This is a genomic window from Bacillus sp. FSL R5-0585 (assembly GCF_038004545.1).
Taxonomy (GTDB): Bacteria; Bacillota; Bacilli; order Bacillales; family Bacillaceae_G; genus Bacillus_A; species Bacillus_A cereus.
Window position 1 is genome coordinate 3,452,598 of the sequence record NZ_JBBORJ010000001.1, and the last position, 17,604, is coordinate 3,470,201.

Below are 17,604 nucleotides of genomic sequence, written 5' to 3' on the forward strand. Positions count from 1 at the left end.
CATACTTAATTAAAAACTTTAGGTATGTTACTCCTGTTTTTCTTAAGCATAGAGTGCTATACAAACTCCCTTTCTTCACCTTGATGTTTTAGGGGTTAATTATGATTTTTACATACAAAAATCATAATACATGTTTACATACTAATAAAAAGGGTATCTATTAAATTAACAGAGTAAAGGAGGGGCCTATATTGTGAATAAAAAAACGGAACAATTGAAGCATCACGTTACTGACAATCAATGCAAACATGCTTTAACAACAAACCAAGGAGTAAAAATAGCTGAAGATGAATTTTCTTTAAAGATGGGCTTAAGAGGCCCAACCTTAATGGAGGATTTCCATTTTCGCGAGAAAATGACCCATTTTGATCACGAACGAATTCCCGAAAGGATTGTTCATGCACGCGGGGTTGGCGCTCATGGTTATTTTCAGCTTTATGAATCTTTAGAAACATATACGAAAGCAGATTTTCTTACTAATCCTTCAAAGAAAACACCTGTATTTGTACGTTTCTCAACCGTTCAAGGTTCTAAAGGATCCAACGACACAGTAAGAGATGTACGCGGATTCGCCACAAAATTTTATACAGATGAAGGAAACTATGATTTAGTGGGTAATAATATGCCAGTATTCTTTATCCAAGATGCTATTAAATTTCCTGATTTTGTCCATGCAGTTAAACCAGAACCACATAATGATATTCCTCAAGGAGCTAGCGCTCATGATACCTTTTGGGACTTTGTTGCGCATAATCCTGAGTCCACTCATATGGTTATGTGGCAAATGAGCGACCGAGCTATTCCGCGTAGTTTACGAATGATGGAAGGTTTTGGAGTTCACACATTTCGACTCATTAACGCAGAAGGAAAAGCCCATTTCGTAAAGTTTCACTGGAAACCTACCCTCGGGGTTCATTCATTAGTATGGGATGAGGCTCAAAGGATTGCTGGGAAAAATCCTGATTTTCATCGTCAAGATTTATACGAAGCAATTGAAAAAGGGGATTATCCTGAATGGGAGCTTGGATTACAGTTAATTCCAGAAGAAGATGAACATAAATTTGATTTTGATATTTTAGATCCAACGAAATTATGGCCAGAAGAAGAAGTTCCCGTAAAATTAGTTGGTAAAATGACACTGAACAAAAATGTTGATAACTTCTTTGCTGAAACAGAGCAGGTAGCTTTTCACCCTGGTCATGTCGTACCAGGTATTGATTTTTCAAATGACCCTCTTCTGCAAGGAAGATTATTCTCCTATACAGATACACAATTATCTCGTTTAGGGGGCCCTAATTTCCATCAAATCCCTATCAATCAACCCGTATGTCCTTTTCATAATAATCAACGTGATGGTATGCATCAAATGCAGATTCATCGCGGTCAAACAAGCTATCATCCTAATGGATTAAATAACAATCAACCTGCAACCGTCCAAGCCGAACAAGGAGGATATGAACATTATCAAGAAAAGATTGATGGGCATAAAATTAGAGGTCGTAGTAAAAGCTTTCTTAACTTTTATTCTCAGGCTAAACTTTTCTACAATAGTATGAGCCCTATTGAAAAGCAGCACATAAAAGAAGCTTTTTGCTTTGAAGTTGGGAAGTGTAAATCAGACATGGTGAAGGCAAATGTAATTGCTCTCCTAAACCACGTCGATCGTCAATTAGCACAAGAAGTCGCTAACATTGTTGGAGCTCCTTTACCTAAAGAAAATCACGAAGTAAATTCAGATGCAAAATCACCTGCACTAAGTATGTCCAATACTATTTTTAAATCTGATTCTAAAAATGTCGCAATTCTATTAAATGGTGACCCAAGCGTCTCCCTTCTGTCCGAATGGATTCAAGCTTTTGCACAGCACCGAATGAACTATAGCATCATAGATAATAAAATTTATCATTTCAATGATTCCATTAAAGTAACTGATACTTATACAACAACAGACTCCTCCCTTTTTGATGCAGTATTAGTGTTTAGTAGTGAGTCTGTCATTCACCCCCCTGTTTTAGAATTTACAGAAACTACTTTTAAACATTTTAAACCGATAGCTCATGTCCTTAGTAATCCTCATGCTTTGGACAATAGTAAAATTAAATTAGATGGAGCAGGAGTTTATAACTTAACAAACACTTCAATTGAATCATTTATAGAAGGCATTGCCCAAGGAAGATTCTGGAACCGATAATATAAGGAGCGGATTAGAATGAGTAAAAAAATTGCTATTTTAATAACGGATTATTTCGAGGACACAGAATACACAGAGCCAGTAGGAGCTTTTAAACAAAAGGGATATGAATTAACAACTATTGAAATGGAAAAAGGGAAAACGGTACACGGTAAACAAGGAAAAAGTGAAGTCGTAATTGATAAAAGTATTGACGATGTTTCTCCAGAAAACTTTGATGCCCTCTTCATACCAGGCGGTTTCTCCCCAGATATACTTCGTGCAGATGAACGTTTTGTTCGCTTTAGTAAAGCATTTATGGATGCGGACAAACCCGTTTTCGCTATTTGTCACGGACCTCAGCTACTCATCACTGCACAAACACTTGAAGGACGTGATATCACTGGATATAAATCTATTGAAGTCGATTTGAAAAATGCCGGCGGGAACTTTCATGACAAAGAGGTTGTCGTATGTCAAAATCAGCTAGTAACAAGTAGACAGCCAGAGGACATCCCAGCGTTTATTGAAGAATCGTTGCGTATATTAGGATAACTAACCTCCTTTTATTTACATGAAAATAGTTAATCATTGGGGTTTTATTCATCCCCTACTGATTAATTAGCCCTCACCAACTGGTCGTTTACAGGCAATCCGACCACCACAAATAGCAAGATAAATAAAAAGAGGGAATCCAAAAGTTCAGTTTTAATAATCTTTTGGATTCCCCCTTTTTCTCGCCAAAAAATTCCTTATCACTTTTCATAGGCAGTTCTCATATAGTGAAAATGACTATATAATTCCTATCCATAAGTTAAATAATGATTTCGCACATATATAAATACAAAAGATGGGAGCCTTATTTATGAATAACAATCCACCTTCAACGCCCCCAAATCCAACGGAAACGAATAATAATGAAGTGAGCTTACAAACGTTACGCGTTATTGGGCTAATTGTACTGATTAGTGGCTACATATTAGTAACGCTTTCTGAAGTAGGCACATTAAAAAATCTTTTGCTACAGCCTAGTACTACTCCAAATTTAGCTGAAGTTGATCCGTTCTAAAAATTATATAAAAAGCGAATCCCAGTATAACTGGTTCGCTTTTATATAGTTTCATCCAATTTGAGAAACATTTCTCTCATCCTCATACTTCTCTTTCCCTATCGCTTTCATAAATAGTAAAATACTGCTCATACCAACGATAAAGTACAGAGCACTCATGCCCCAAGATGCAATAAATGAACCTAGCATAACACCTAATGCCCCGTTCATTTTTGCCACTTGAAAGACCATTCCGTTAATCGCCATATAAGAACCTCTTGCCTCATTTGGCACCATATCTGCCATAATAGATTGACGCACTGGCACATACATCATCTCACCTACCGTTTGGAAAAGCCCTGCAATTAATAAAATCCATAAGCTATTGCTCGTTCCGAGTATTGTAAATCCAATTGTATAAATGAATAAACCTACATATAAGATTTTCAAATCGTTGAAGCTTTTCAGCATTTTAATAAGAAGTGCTGAACATAACACAACTAAAATTGTATTCTCTGCAGAAATCCAGCTCAGCATGCGAATCCCTGTTAAATCAAACGTAACACCATTCCCGAATAAAAAGTGCACCGTTTCAAATTCCTTCTGCAAGCGAACACCTAAATAATTATTAATTTGAAACTCTAAAGACAATGTACATATACTCGCTGCACAAAAAATTAAAAATGCTTTATCTTTCATCACGACTTTATAACTATCTGCCATATCTTTTAATACATTTTTCTTCTCCACCGTTTTTCGTGCTACATACACTTCTTCCATATACACAGCCATCACATATAAAGTAATAATTGCAACAAGCGTTAATACGATAAACAATTGCAATCTATAGTTTTCAAATAGTAACCCACCAAATATTGCTCCAATCGCAATGGATAAATTAATAGCCCAATAATTAATGCTGTACATTACTTTTCGATTTTCAGGTGTACTCACATCAATTAACATCGCCTCTGTCGCAGGATTCATAAGTCCAGATCCTAAACTATTCACTAGCATAAAGATAAATGTTAACCACGGTGAATCTACATAATCCGAATTCGCAACTCCCATACAAGCAATAGAAATGACTTGTATACTTTGACCGATAATCATAACCTTTTTACGCCCAAGCCGGTCTCCAACATATCCACCGTATAAACCAATTACTAATGAAGCTATGACATTAATGAGTAGTAACGCACCAGCAACCGCACTACCTAACTTTATTGAAAAATAAATCGCCATAAATGGAAAAATCATCGTGGACACAGTACGTGTTAAAAACGAAGTTATAATTCTAATTTTTATATTTCGATGCATACTCCAAAATCCCATTGTTTCCCCCTCCTTATGCTTACTTATTTTACTTTGAAAAAAAGGAAGAAAAAGGTTAGAATATTCTAAAGAGTTTCCCCTTTTATGATAGAAGGAAGTGTATATATGAAAATTATGGACTATTACATTAGACTAAGACTACATGCACAAGATCAACAACATATGCGAAATAGCTTACAAGAATTAGCTGATGTTTTATATTGCAGTACGAAAAACGTAAAGATTTTATTAAAGAAAATGAGTGAGGAACAATTAATTCGCTGGACTCCAGGACGAGGCCGCGGAAATAAAACGGAAATTCTATTTATACATAATTTCGTAGAAGCGATTGAGTCCTATACAGATGAACTGTTAGCGCAAGAAAAATTAAAAGATATCTTTCTTCTTTTAAAAGAACCCCTCCCCCTCGCACTTCAAACAAAGATAGAAAATAAACTACATCATCATTTTGGATACGAACCTTCAAATGATATGTACGACGTATTAAAGATTCCTATATCAAGAAAGATATTCCCATTAGATCCGGCTTTTGTGGCTGTAACTACAGAGAGCCATCTTACGAGTCAAATTTTTGATACGTTAGTCGTCTATAACGATGTTACTGAAAAAATGGAGCCTCACATTGCGCATACGTGGGAATTAAGTGAAGATGGACTTACGTGGACCTTTTATTTACGAAAAGATATATATTTTCATAACGAAACAATTTTAACTTCTAAAGATGTACAATTTTCATTTGAAAGACTAAAACAAGTTCAATCCCCTTTCGAATGGTTAACAGAAGAAATTATTCAAATTGAAACACCATCACCACTGCAAATTCGATTCCATTTAGCAAAACCAAATTTATTTTTCTTACACTATGTAAGTTCCATGCAGCTCGCAATTTTACCGCGTGATACGAGTATTTAAAATCATCATTATATAGGTACTGGACCTTTCAAACTTGCTCATTACTCTGAAGATAATATCGTACTCGAAGCGTTCACCCATTATTTTAAAGAGCGCGCGTTATTAGACCGTATTGAATTTTGGGGTATTCCTGACCATGTGCAAATAGATGCTGATTATGAACTACCAAACGAAGAGGAAAATGAAAGGCATGATATACAAATAGAAGAAATAGGTTGTATTTATGCTAGCTTCAACTTTAAAAAACCTGGTCCTCATCACGACATTTACTTTCGAAAAGCTTGGAGAGAACTATATGATGTTGAAATGATACTTCGTAACATAGAGGGTAGACGGACAATTGCTGCATCAAGCTTCTTCCCTGATAGAAGCCGCCTTGCAACAAGAAGATCCTACTCTTTAGAAAAAGCAAAAGAGTATTTGAAAAAGAGTACATATAATGGAGAAACGATACATATTTACTTCTTCGCATTTAAAGATAGTGCAAATGATGCATATTTCTTAAAAGAACGATGTGAAAGTTTAGGTATACAAGTAGAGCTTCACCCATTTCCCGTTTCAGATTATATGGATCGCTCTATTGATAAACATGCTGATATTATTTTCATGGGAGAAGTCTTTGCTGCCAATCATGAAATTGCATTCTTAAATGTATTTAAAAATAAAAGTTGCTTCGTAAATCGGTTCATGGACCCGCACTACGAAAAACAAATTAACTGTTTACTAGATACATTTTTACTAGAAGAAAATAAAGAAAAGCGTTATGAACTCATGTATGAGATTGAAGAGTTTTTACAAGCAGAACACATCATTTTATTTAACTATCACGTTTTAAAAAGAAAAACATACCCTTCTTCTTTAAAAAACGTAACAATTGATTCATTTGGTTGGGCAAATTTTGCGAAGTTATGGATACAGCCATCCACGTATTAAAGTGTGAGTTTTTATAAAAGGAGAAGGTACTACATCCTTAGTAGTACCTTCTTCACATACTATTATTTAATTACTCCATCTAAATGATCTTTCAAGTTCACTAAAAACTTCTCTATATCCGGATTCTTCACCACATCATAACAAGCAAAACTCTTTAACGGACTCATACCGAGAAACTTTTGCACGCGGTGTAAATGACTAAGCGCTGATTCTAAACTTTCTCCTTCAAAGAACTTCGTCTTATCTCCAAATGCTTTTTCAGGTGCATTCCAAGTTGTAGAGAACATATACTCTTTCTCTTTTAATAAACCACCTGTTCCATATTCATCTGCACCTTTAAAGAACAAACCGTATTCATATACTTCATCCATATACGTTTTAAATAAGCCCGGTACACTAAACCAATAAATCGGTGTTTGATAAATCACAACATCGGCCCATAAAAACTTATCTTGTTCTTCTTTAATATTGTAACCATCTTGAATCGTTGTTGTTTTCACATGATGATTCTCGCCTAATACAGTAACCATATAATCTACTAACGTTCTATTTAATCGTCCTTCCTTTGTACCGTATTTTTCATGTCCATTTATAATAAATATATTTTTCATCGTTTTTCTCTCCCCTATATGATCTACTCTTCGGCTATTAAGCCGAGTTGCTGCTGTAGTGTAAGATTATCTTCTAAATGCCAATCTTCCGTTATCTTTCCGTCTTTCACATGTAAAATATCAATTGCAAAAAAATTAATTTTCTTACCATTATGCATTCCTGTAAAAAAAAGACGGGCTGTTACTTTATCACCAACAACTAATAAGTCTTCAATCTCACAATGTATATCAGGCACAACTTTACGAAAATTTTGCGCTGCAAACTTTAATCCTTCAATGCCTTGTGGTCGCCCTTTCGGCAATGTATTATCGAAAAAATTTTCAGTAACAGTCTGCGGAATAAGTTCCTCCTTACCTGTATCCCAAAATGCATAAAAACGCTGCGCGGCATGAACCATTTCTGTCGCTTCTTTTTTACTTAGTGAGGGATCAATTGTCATTGCTTTTGGCCTTGGCATTTCTTTTAATAACTGAACTTCACCTTTTTGTTCCGCGCCGCATGCTACAAGCACAATACAAATAACAAACAAACTAAGAAATCCAAGTAACTTTTTTATCCCCATGGAAATCACCACCTCCTTATATAAATCCTTTTTGTTCCGTATTGCTATTGTATATGCATTAACTTCCTTTATGGAAGTAGTGATATTTTTTTCATATAGTTACCAAAAGTATAGTTTTGTGATACTATAAAGCAAATTCATCAAAAAAAATTTTATGGAGGCTAGTTCCATGAACAATATAGATCCAGTTGAATTAACGAAAGGTTTACCTGGCATACCTTGTCCTATCGCTAAAACGCTTGATGTAATTAGTACAAAATGGACGTTTTTAATCATTCGTGATCTTCTTATCGAAGGAACATTACGCTTTAGTGATTTACAAAAATCAATGAATGGGATTAGTCCAAAAACATTATCGCTTCGACTAAAAGAATTAGAGTCTCAAGGCATTATAACGAGAAAAGTATATCCAGAAGTTCCGCCTCGTGTAGAGTACACATTAACGGATAAAGGAAAGCAATTAGAGGGGATTTTTATTGAATTAAAACGGTTTGGGTTAAGTTTATAAAACAAAAACCCCTTACAGTCGTAAGGGGCTTCATTACTTCGCAAAACTTTCAGCCAACTGTTTCTCTCTCCACATAAATGTAATAGCGAGACCAACTATTAAAACAACTCCTGAAAATGCATATGGGTAATGAATGTTCATATCAAATAATATTCCGCCCATCGCTGGTCCTGCGATATTTCCTAAACTCGTATAAGTCGAGTTCATTCCAGCAACGAATCCTTGCTCTTTTCCGGCTGCTTTTGATAAAAATGTCGTTAAAGCTGGACGAAGTAAATCAAATGCTAAGAAAATGAAACAAGTAACGAGAAGTACAATCCAATAATTAAAGACTACAGTTGAGACGAATGCTAATACTGCACCTACAATTAAACATATTTGGATTAATACTTTCTCACCGAACATGTCTACCAATTTGCCAAACATAAATACTTGCACAACTACCCCAAAGATTGAACTAATTGTAATAATTGCTGCGATATCTTTCGGCGAGAAGCCAAATTTATGATCAGAGAACAAGCTAAACACTGTTTCATACGCTGATAATCCGAATGCGAGTACAAATACGATAATAAATGCAATTGCATACATTGGATGTAATGATTTCTTTAAATCACCAATAAAACTTGATTCCTTCGTATTAGAAGAAATCTCTGCAAGTTCTTCTTTCGTTAACGGTTCTTTTAAAATAAAGATCGAAATCACACATGCTATAAAAGCAATTACTGCTGCAACGAAAAACGGCACACGTATACCGTATTCTGCAATAAATCCGCCGATTCCAGGACCTATAATGAATCCAGTACTAATAGCCGCAGATAAGTATCCCATCGCCTTTGGACGTTCCTGAATAGATGTAATATCCGCAACATATGCCGTAACACCAGGCATAATAAAAGCAGCACTAATTCCGCCTAATACCCTTGCTACATAAAGCATCCATACATCTTTTCCTAATCCAAAAAGAAGCTCTGAAACACCAAAAATAAATAATCCAATGATTATCATTTTCTTTCTACCGTAAAGATCAACCCACCGGCCTGTAATAGGTGAAGTAATGAGCTGTGCCATTGCAAACACTGCAACGAGATATCCCATCGTCTTCCCTGTTAAATGCATATCATTCATAAAGGACGGCATAACCGGAATGATTAATCCAATCCCTAGAAAAGCGATAAATATATTACTCAAAAGAATGACCAATACCATCTTTTGTTCTTTTATCGGTTTCTTCACTTTTTAACACCTCTTCCCGTAAGTTCCTCTCAAAAAATAATGCCCAAGAAGCTTTTTCTCTATCCTTCTATTTGTGGGCTGGTCATGAGTAGAGATGCCCCCTACTCGTTAGAATTTCACACTATCCTTCCACACATACATACGCATTAGGTGAATGACTATCATTCAGTTTTCCTCAAAAATGAACCTACCTTTTCAGACAGGTTCATCTCACTATTTCTTTATATGTAGTGCATGTGTTAAAAAATCTAGTACTTCTGCCTTTTGCAAATCGACTTGCTCATCATCTTTATGATCATATAAATACACTTGTTCCGCTGCTGATTCAACTAGAGCGATAAATAACTTCGCTGTTCGCTCTGCGTGAACCGAATCACGAATTTCACCGGCTTCTTTTGCCTCATTTAAAAATTCACTTAGCCACATATAAAGAGGCTCATACACAGCTTCCCATTCTTTTATATGTTCTGTAGATGCAAGACCAGCATACATTAAAGCTTGTATTTCACGATATTCAGCTATAAAGTGAAACACCGCATCTATTACTTGCGTCACTTTACTTGAGAAAGGCGCATCGTTTTGCACTTTTTCTTTCACTGCAAGTATCATCTTTTCAACCATCACTTCTGCTATTGCAGGCATAACAGATAACTTAGAAGGAAAATATAAATAGAAAGTTCCTTGCGCAATGCCAGCTAATTTCACGATATCAGAAATCTTCGTTTTTTCGACGCCCTTTTCCTGAAACACTTCAATAGCTGCATAGACAATTTTCTCTTTTTTATTCATCATCTAAACCCTTTCACACGCATATTGAATGACTGTCACTCATTTTATAAGATAATCGATTGTACTGTCAATGATAGTGAACTCTAAGAGGAAATCATTTTTTTATAATAAAATCTCCTAATAAACAATTAGGAGATAAAAATACAATATATCTTTAAGAAAGTGCCTTTAATCCTGTCACTCCACATACAATAAGAAACACACTAATGATACGCGCTTTACTTTTCGACTCACCAAACAAGAACATGTTTAACAAAACTGCACCCGCTGTTCCGATACCAATCCAAACCGCATACGCGACACTTACTTGTAAAAATAAGAAGGAAGTATACAAAAATGCGAAGGATGTAGCAAACCCACCTATATAAATCGCACCATTGGCTAATGTCTTATCTTTACTATACATTTTAAGTCCTATCACACCGACTATTTCACTAATTGCAGCACAAAATACGAAAAACCAACCCATTTTTAAGCAACTCCTTCCACAGTTTCTTCTTTATTGTCAGCTAACTTTAAACCGATAACGCCGGCTACTACCATAAGAATGAAGAATAGTTTGCCTGCGCTGAAACTTCCACCGAAAAGAAATACATCCATTAAGAAAGTACCTACCGTACCAGCTCCAGCGAAAATAGCATATACAGTTCCTGTTGCAAGATGTTCACACGCTTTAGAAAGGAAGTGAAAATCAACAGCGATAACTCCTAAAATAATAATCCAATGCCACCAAGTATTAGCCGTATTAAAACCAAACACCCAAAAAATTTCAAAGATACATGTTAATATGACATATAACCAAGCTCTATTTTTCATACCTCTCACCTCTTATGACTGACTATCAGTCATTTTTATTTTAAAAAATATACTCTTTCATCAATACTATATAAAAACAACTATCATCCTCATTTACCATTGTATTTGTTCCATTTCTAAGCTAACTGCATCCTGTCACACAAAAATGACTGAATGTCATTCATATATATTGTACATGAACATTTTAAAAATTGTCAATGCCGAAAGTTTATTTAAAATTTCTTTCATCCTATTTGTATATTTTTTAATAATCTGTCAATAATGCTAGTAACATAATATTTTCTCCACTCCCCCTTGGAGAGATCCCTTGAATGGAGCAGTTAGCTTTTGCTAGCTGCTCTTTTTTATTTATCCATACACTATGATGAAATACTCATAGATCAAATCCATTTTTCATCACATAACAACCATCTATTTATTTTCCAATGAGTTTTTGTATGCACGAATTTTATTCTCAAGCATCTTCTCTGTAACTTCTAAGTTTTCTCTTTGAATCTGAATAGATTTCCTATGATCTTCTAGGAGCTGTAAACGAGCTTCTGTTGTATGCTCCCCTTCTGTATATAATCTAGCGTATTCTCTTATTTTCGCTATTGGCATTTGCGTTTGTTTTAATTTCATTACAAACTGCAACCACTTTATATGTGACTCTTCGTAAAGTCGATTTCCATTTGTATCACGATTTGCAATTAATATATTTTCCTTTTCATAATAACGTAGTGTATGTGTGCTCACGCCTAATAATTTTGCTACCTCGCTAATTGTGTACATACTAAAACTCCCTTCACATGCTTACCCTCATATATTTTATAACCGTATCAAATTTATAAAAAACGTTTGACTTAGAGTATACTCTAACAAATACAATCTAACCATAAATGAATTTGAATTTAGGGGGATTTTATATGAAATACACGGTTATTACTGGCGCAAGTTCCGGAATTGGTTATGAAGCAGCTTTAGCATTTGCATCTCGCGGAAAAAATTTAGTACTTGTAGCTCGAAGACAAGAAGAATTAAACGAATTAAAATTGAAAATTAACGAAATGCATCCAGAATTGGATGTTGTCATTCGAAAAACTGATTTATCTGTTACTGCAGATGTTTATAAACTTTATGAAAGCCTACAATCTTTTCAAATTGAAACATGGATTAACAACGCAGGTTTTGGTAATTTCGCCTCAATTGCTGAACAAAATTTAAATAAAATCGAAACGATGTTACATGTAAATATAGAAGCACTAACAATACTCTCTTCTCTTTTCGTTCGAGATTATTCAATGGTTGATGGAACACAGCTTATTAACGTTTCATCGGGCGGCGGATACACAATTGTTGCTGATGCTGTTACGTATTGCGCTACAAAATTCTATGTAAGTGCATTTACAGAAGGGTTGTCTCACGAACTGAAAGAACAAGGCGCAAAACTGCAAGCAAAAGTTTTAGCTCCTGCTGCAACTGAAACAGAATTTGCAAAGCGTTCATTTGATATTGATGAATTCCAATACGATAATGTTGTACCGAAATTCCACACTGCAAAACAAATGGCACAATTTATGCTCGATCTTTATGATAGCGATAAAGTTGTAGGAATTGTTGACGGTTTAACGTATAACTATGAACTTAAAGATCCACTTTATAATTTTGCCGTAAGACAAAAGAATTCAAATTCTTAATAACCTGTCCATTTCTTATGGAAATATATATTCCCACTATATATGTAAATAATAGTGGGAACTTTTCCCTATAAATTTTTCATCCAACATACCGCACCATCGCCACTTCATCACAATAATCCACCTTTGGGCAATGTCTACAATCAATCCATACTTTCTCTGGCAACGTTTCTTTATTTACAAAATCAAATCCACACTTTTGAAAAAATACTGTTTCATATGTTAAGGAAATTACTCTTCTTACATTTATTTTCGTAGCTTCCTCCATTACATGATTTACGAGCATACGCCCTATCCCTTTCCCTGCATATGTATGCGAAACTACTAACGATCGTATTTCTGCAAGATCTTCCCCCAATACATGCAATCCAGCAACTCCAACAATTCTCTCGTCTTCTTTCATAACATATAAACATTGCAAATATTGATAAAGAGACAAAAGAGAACGTGGTAAAACAACTCCCTCTTTTGCATAAACCTCAATAAGACTATAAATTTCTTTCACATCACTCGTCACCGCATTACAGATTTTCATATTACATCCCCTTGCCCTCGATATTAATATTTATAACTTTAAATGAATTTTAATTCATAATTTTATATAATAATACAGCTCTCTTTTCTCCTCGTCAATCACTTTATACAAACAAAAAACCAAGCAATCTAATCGATGCTCGGTTCCTCATCTCGTATCGGCAATACTGTTGAATATTTAATTTCACGAAGTGCCAAACTCGTCTGTATACGTGTAATACCAAGCTTATTCAGCTTTCTAATAAACTGCTCTAGTTCTTTACGATCACGATTTGCAACCTTTAATAAATAATCGTACTCTCCTGTTAAACAGTGACATTCTAACACTTCCGGCATTGATTCTAATTCTTTCTCCAACACTTCCAACTTGTCAAATTGATGAATATTCGTACTCATAAAAATAAAGCATAATAAATCAAACCCAAGCTTTTCTTGATTTAAAATCGCAACTTGCTTATCGATGAAACCTTCCCCATCTAACCTTTTTATTCTTGCATGCATCGCAGCCGGTGATAAATTAACGCGACGTGCCAGCTCTGCATTACTTACTTGTGAATCCTTCTGCAATATATCTAAAATTTGTACATCCAAATCATCCAACACTTTAATAACAGACGACTCCATTACAATTCCTCCTTTTTTCTTACCGATGATTATTCGAAAAAACAACTTATAATTTATATAAAACTGAATATTTTTCTGTAAATATCATTTTAAACTAAATATTTTATCGAGTTTTCACCATTATACAAAAGAATATATTACATAATAAAGAAAAATGCTAAAATTATTTACAATTAGTATTGATTACAAAAAAGGGGATTTTATCATGCCTTATTTTTACGTCTTTTTACTATTACTAACGAGCTTATTATGGGGAGGAAATTTCGTCGTTGGAAAATCACTCGTCGATCATGCATCACCGATGACACTGACAAGTTTAAGGTGGCTGATTGCGATTGTTTGTTTATTACCAATGGTATGGTTTAAAGAAAAGAAAATCCTTCCACCACGTACCGCGATACTTCCGTTAATATTCATGGGAATTTCAGGAGTCGCTCTTTTTAACATCTTTCAATTTTTAGCATTAGAAAAAACATCCGCTACGAATGTAGGTCTTATCTCTACATTGAATGCAATTTCAATCGCATTATTTTCAGTATTATTTCTAAAAGAAAAAATAAATACACTTCAAATCCTATCCATGATTCTTTCATTCTTCGGGGTCATCCTCGTCCTATTAAAAGGTGATTTCTCGCTTTTATTTTCACTACATTTTAATAGCGGTGATTTATGGATGATTGCAGCAGTTTGTATTTGGGGAATCTATTCTGTTTGTAGTAAATGGGCAACAAAAACAACTACACCACTTATGGCAACGTTGTACTCTGGTATTTTCGGCGTTATTTTATTACTACCGTTTAACATAGGTAGCTTCACTGTTTCAAATATAAATACTTCTTTCATCACATCACTTTTATATACTGGGCTTATTTCGACAGTTCTTTGTATGGTATTTTGGAATATTGGCGTACAAAAATTAGGCGCAACTACATCAGGTATTTTTCTAAACTTCAATCCAATTTTCACAGCCATTTTAGCATTCATATTTCTCGGAGAAGAATTAACGTGGATACAAATTTTAGGGACAATTGTCGTTGTAACAGGATGTTATTTATTTTCTCATTTCAAAACTGTTGCCGTTCAGCCAACTAGACCTTTAATACGAAAACATTCTTAATGAAAAAACATCGTCATCTGGGTTGGCGATGTTTTTATTTACTCTTCATTTCTTTTATATACTGCTTTTCCTCTTCTGGCGATAAACGTTCCGTCGCCTTGCCAGTATCTCCACCTTGAAGGCTCCATAAAAAGTTATGCTCCTCAACAGTTTGAGAAAAATCTCCTTTTTCCCACCTATTTATAATAGAAAATAACTTCATTTTATATTGAAAACCTGTACTATTTTCAATATCTCTTTTTACATTAGAAATTTCCTTTTTTGTCATCTCTACAAATCCCCATTTTTCAGAGGATTTTACCTTTTGGTGCACCATTTTATGCATAGTAGAAATAATTTCACCTTCACTAATTTGCGGAGCTTCTTCTGCAGCTTTTTTCTCTTTTTCGTTTGCCGCTCGCTCGGTTTGAATATTTTTATTTTCTTTTTCCACATATGCAAGCAATTTCTTTCCGCCAACTATAGACGAGAAAATTACTATAATTGTAATGCATATACCTACGATCCATTTAAAAAGCATTATCTCTTCATCGCTTCCCTAACAATATGACTATCTACATATTGCTTAAACTTCACGATTTTTCCGTTCTCAAGTTGCCATACATGAACAAATTCTGCTTCAAATGATTTTCCTGTTTCTTTATAAACTCCAGAATACATACCTTCAGCAATAATTACATCTTTTCCGTTTACTTCATGATATGTATTTACACTTGCTTTATAATCATCCCATTCTGATCCTAAACGGCTAAATACATTTTCCATTATAGCTTCTACGCCTTTATATGTTCCGCCGTACGGGAAACCTTCTGCCTCTGTCCATTCCACTTTTTCAGAGAGGGCTTCTGCTAAATGCTTTGCATTTGAAGAAGCTGATCCTTCATACGTGCTTTTAATAATTTCTAAATTTGATTTAGGCATATTACTTCCTCCCGTTTATTTATTTTTACACAAGATGTAACTTTCATAGTTACATCTTGTGTAAAAAAATATTTAAATTGTTTTACTCTTAATCCACTAGTTGTAATCATTATAGTTACATTAATTCTTCAAGTCAACAATTTATAAATAAAATTCACTTCGTTTTCATTACTTTCTCTTTTAAGAAACGATCTACATATCCTTCTGCTTTTACTACGAATAAATACGCACCCATTGATAATAATGCAAGATCTAATTCATATCCTGGATTCTTTCCATCTCCTAATAAACCTGCTGCTCCATTTACCTTTACGATAGCTCCAGCTAAAATAAGAGCGAATAACAATCCTACATATCGTACACCTAAACCGATAATTAATAATATACCACCAACTAATTCTACAGTTGCTACGCCGTATGCAAGGCCACCTGGTAAACCGATGCTTGTAAACCACCCTGCTACATTATCGATACCTGATTGAAACTTTGCTAAACCGTGTGCAAAGAACGTAACTCCTAACACGATACGAATAATTAAATTCCCAATATATTGATTCATTTTGAACTCTCCTTTTTGTTTTGTTATGGTGAACTTTTATTTACAAGTCAAAACAATACGGTATTTTATTTCATTCGTCAAATACTTTTTTAAAGAAAACAAAAAACATTATCCGTTTTACGGATAATGTTTTCTTACAAAATAGCGCTAATTCAAGCTTTTATTCTATCGCATAAAAAAAGTTGAAACATTTTTCCAGCGCCAATATAAGGCAGTAAAGAAACGTCCTCTTCCACAACCATTCCAACAACATTCACTTTCTCATCTACAGATAAATCATTTATAGCAACTTGCATCTCCCCTGCATATCTACCATACAATTCATTATCAATTGTAATACTGCCTTTCTTTCTTACAATTGTATGCATCGGCTGTAACACCACTCTATTTCCTTCCCTTGATTCTACAGATCGAATAACATCACGAGCTGGATCTAGTCTATTTGTATGCACTTGCTCTACCACTTTTAATACTTCTTTATCAGTTATAAATGATTTGTAACGCAATGGAATAATCCCTCTACTTGCACTAGCTACTTCTTGCATACTTTCCAAACTTGCGCTTATATCGCCAATCAATACTTTATCAACACCACAATCTTGAACAAGTTCTAAGTACGCTTCAAGCGGGCGCATATTGCGATGTTTTTCTAACGTTGGTAACCCTTCATATAACGGCCCTCGTTTTTCCGCATCTCCTGGAATAAATGCCATTGTCTTTATTCCGCACTTCTGTAAATATTGATTTTGTTTTTGTAAGAAAGACTTTGCTAGTCCTGTCTCTGGGCGCGGGTAAAAATTATGCCATGCTTCTACATTCTCTACTCTTATATGTTCTGCAAGTAATTCTTTCCAAAATGATTTTGTAATCGTACTCGCATTTAAAGCTACTTTCATCTTATGAGATACGCTTGCAATTTCTTTTGGCGCAATGCCGTAATCCATTCTTAAACCGGTAATGCCCCAGTTCAATAACTCTTCCACATTTTCATATGTTAGCCCTAAATGGTGTAACGATTTTGGAGAAACATCAACCATTAGCTCCATTTCATGTGCAAGAGCTTGTCTCCCTAATATTTGAATTAACTCTTTATACGTATTTGGATCATCTTCTGGAATGTGCAGTGATGTAAAAATAGATGTAAACCCATTTTCCTTCGCTACTTTTAACCACTCTTCTTGTTTCTCTACTCGTTCTTTTGAAAGATAAATGGAAACTCCGATCATATAAATCTCCCTTTCTATTAATAGAA

At 34.7% G+C, this 17,604-nt stretch carries 20 protein-coding genes and 1 pseudogene; 7 read left to right on the forward strand and 14 right to left on the reverse strand.

Annotated elements, in window-relative coordinates:
• The first annotated feature begins 193 nt into the window (after positions 1-193).
• From MKY38_RS17780 to MKY38_RS17790, 3 genes are all read left to right on the forward strand, one after another.
• On the forward strand, positions 194-2,191 hold the full coding sequence (locus tag MKY38_RS17780) for a catalase (RefSeq protein WP_070179748.1): 1,998 nt from the start codon (positions 194-196) through the stop codon (positions 2,189-2,191).
• An 18-nt stretch (positions 2,192-2,209) separates the two neighbouring features.
• Positions 2,210-2,725 (forward strand): type 1 glutamine amidotransferase domain-containing protein, encoded by a 516-nt coding sequence (locus MKY38_RS17785; protein ID WP_137049935.1) that lies wholly within the window; start codon positions 2,210-2,212, stop codon positions 2,723-2,725.
• Between the two features lie 310 nt (positions 2,726-3,035).
• On the forward strand, positions 3,036-3,239 hold the full coding sequence (locus tag MKY38_RS17790) for a hypothetical protein (RefSeq protein WP_001063866.1): 204 nt from the start codon (positions 3,036-3,038) through the stop codon (positions 3,237-3,239).
• A 51-nt stretch (positions 3,240-3,290) separates the two neighbouring features.
• Here the strand turns inward: MKY38_RS17790 and MKY38_RS17795 are convergent, their stop codons facing one another.
• A complete protein-coding gene (locus tag MKY38_RS17795) occupies positions 3,291-4,553 on the reverse strand; it encodes an MDR family MFS transporter (RefSeq protein ID WP_000508230.1) in 1,263 nt (420 codons plus the stop codon).
• 84 nt (positions 4,554-4,637) lie between these two features.
• Between MKY38_RS17795 and MKY38_RS17800 the strand changes: the two are divergent.
• A pseudogene (locus MKY38_RS17800) lies at positions 4,638-6,398 on the forward strand (SgrR family transcriptional regulator).
• Between the two features lie 62 nt (positions 6,399-6,460).
• Here MKY38_RS17800 and MKY38_RS17805 read toward each other — a convergent pair.
• Positions 6,461-7,009 (reverse strand): NAD(P)H-dependent oxidoreductase, encoded by a 549-nt coding sequence (locus tag MKY38_RS17805; RefSeq protein ID WP_000789190.1) that lies wholly within the window; start codon positions 7,007-7,009, stop codon positions 6,461-6,463.
• Between the two features lie 23 nt (positions 7,010-7,032).
• Complete coding sequence (locus tag MKY38_RS17810; RefSeq protein ID WP_000511570.1) at positions 7,033-7,572, reverse strand: ester cyclase; 540 nt, start codon at positions 7,570-7,572, stop codon at positions 7,033-7,035.
• Between the two features lie 169 nt (positions 7,573-7,741).
• Here MKY38_RS17810 and MKY38_RS17815 point away from each other — a divergent pair, with 169 nt between their 5' ends.
• Entirely contained in the window at positions 7,742-8,080 is a 339-nt protein-coding gene (locus tag MKY38_RS17815; RefSeq protein WP_001059472.1) for a winged helix-turn-helix transcriptional regulator, read from the forward strand.
• Positions 8,081-8,113: 33 nt separating this feature from the next.
• Here the strand turns inward: MKY38_RS17815 and MKY38_RS17820 are convergent, their stop codons facing one another.
• The 5 genes from MKY38_RS17820 to MKY38_RS17840 form a co-directional block, all read right to left on the reverse strand.
• Complete coding sequence (locus MKY38_RS17820) at positions 8,114-9,316, reverse strand: MFS transporter (protein WP_000742955.1); 1,203 nt, start codon at positions 9,314-9,316, stop codon at positions 8,114-8,116.
• 213 nt (positions 9,317-9,529) lie between these two features.
• On the reverse strand, positions 9,530-10,108 hold the full coding sequence (locus MKY38_RS17825) for a TetR family transcriptional regulator (RefSeq protein ID WP_001999151.1): 579 nt from the start codon (positions 10,106-10,108) through the stop codon (positions 9,530-9,532).
• Between the two features lie 151 nt (positions 10,109-10,259).
• Positions 10,260-10,574, reverse strand: a complete 315-nt coding sequence (locus MKY38_RS17830; RefSeq protein WP_000539671.1) for a DMT family transporter — start codon at positions 10,572-10,574, stop codon at positions 10,260-10,262.
• A 2-nt stretch (positions 10,575-10,576) separates the two neighbouring features.
• Positions 10,577-10,921: a DMT family transporter gene (locus MKY38_RS17835; RefSeq protein WP_000796019.1), complete on the reverse strand. Its 345-nt coding sequence runs from the start codon at positions 10,919-10,921 to the stop codon at positions 10,577-10,579.
• 411 nt (positions 10,922-11,332) lie between these two features.
• Positions 11,333-11,692 (reverse strand): MerR family transcriptional regulator, encoded by a 360-nt coding sequence (locus tag MKY38_RS17840; RefSeq protein WP_065224695.1) that lies wholly within the window; start codon positions 11,690-11,692, stop codon positions 11,333-11,335.
• 134 nt (positions 11,693-11,826) lie between these two features.
• Here MKY38_RS17840 and MKY38_RS17845 point away from each other — a divergent pair, with 134 nt between their 5' ends.
• On the forward strand, positions 11,827-12,597 hold the full coding sequence (locus tag MKY38_RS17845) for an SDR family NAD(P)-dependent oxidoreductase (protein WP_341049329.1): 771 nt from the start codon (positions 11,827-11,829) through the stop codon (positions 12,595-12,597).
• Between the two features lie 79 nt (positions 12,598-12,676).
• Here the strand turns inward: MKY38_RS17845 and MKY38_RS17850 are convergent, their stop codons facing one another.
• Entirely contained in the window at positions 12,677-13,132 is a 456-nt protein-coding gene (locus MKY38_RS17850; RefSeq protein ID WP_000686667.1) for an N-acetyltransferase, read from the reverse strand.
• Positions 13,133-13,260: 128 nt separating this feature from the next.
• On the reverse strand, positions 13,261-13,755 hold the full coding sequence (locus MKY38_RS17855; RefSeq protein ID WP_000446088.1) for an Lrp/AsnC family transcriptional regulator: 495 nt from the start codon (positions 13,753-13,755) through the stop codon (positions 13,261-13,263).
• Between the two features lie 205 nt (positions 13,756-13,960).
• Here MKY38_RS17855 and MKY38_RS17860 point away from each other — a divergent pair, with 205 nt between their 5' ends.
• Positions 13,961-14,872, forward strand: a complete 912-nt coding sequence (locus MKY38_RS17860; protein WP_030023432.1) for a DMT family transporter — start codon at positions 13,961-13,963, stop codon at positions 14,870-14,872.
• A gap of 34 nt (positions 14,873-14,906) precedes the next feature.
• Here MKY38_RS17860 and MKY38_RS17865 read toward each other — a convergent pair whose 3' ends face one another.
• From MKY38_RS17865 to MKY38_RS17880, 4 genes are all read right to left on the reverse strand, one after another.
• Positions 14,907-15,392: a PRK06770 family protein gene (locus MKY38_RS17865; protein WP_065224696.1), complete on the reverse strand. Its 486-nt coding sequence runs from the start codon at positions 15,390-15,392 to the stop codon at positions 14,907-14,909.
• Positions 15,392-15,793 carry a nuclear transport factor 2 family protein gene (locus tag MKY38_RS17870; protein WP_001126689.1) on the reverse strand — a complete coding sequence of 134 codons (402 nt, stop codon included), beginning with the start codon at positions 15,791-15,793 and terminating at the stop codon, positions 15,392-15,394. The genes MKY38_RS17865 and MKY38_RS17870 overlap by 1 nt, the downstream gene beginning before the upstream one ends.
• 154 nt (positions 15,794-15,947) lie before the next feature.
• Positions 15,948-16,352, reverse strand: a complete 405-nt coding sequence (locus MKY38_RS17875; RefSeq protein ID WP_001077751.1) for a DoxX family protein — start codon at positions 16,350-16,352, stop codon at positions 15,948-15,950.
• Positions 16,353-16,504: 152 nt separating this feature from the next.
• On the reverse strand, positions 16,505-17,578 hold the full coding sequence (locus MKY38_RS17880; protein ID WP_065224698.1) for a DUF871 domain-containing protein: 1,074 nt from the start codon (positions 17,576-17,578) through the stop codon (positions 16,505-16,507).
• Positions 17,579-17,604: the final 26 nt, after the last annotated feature.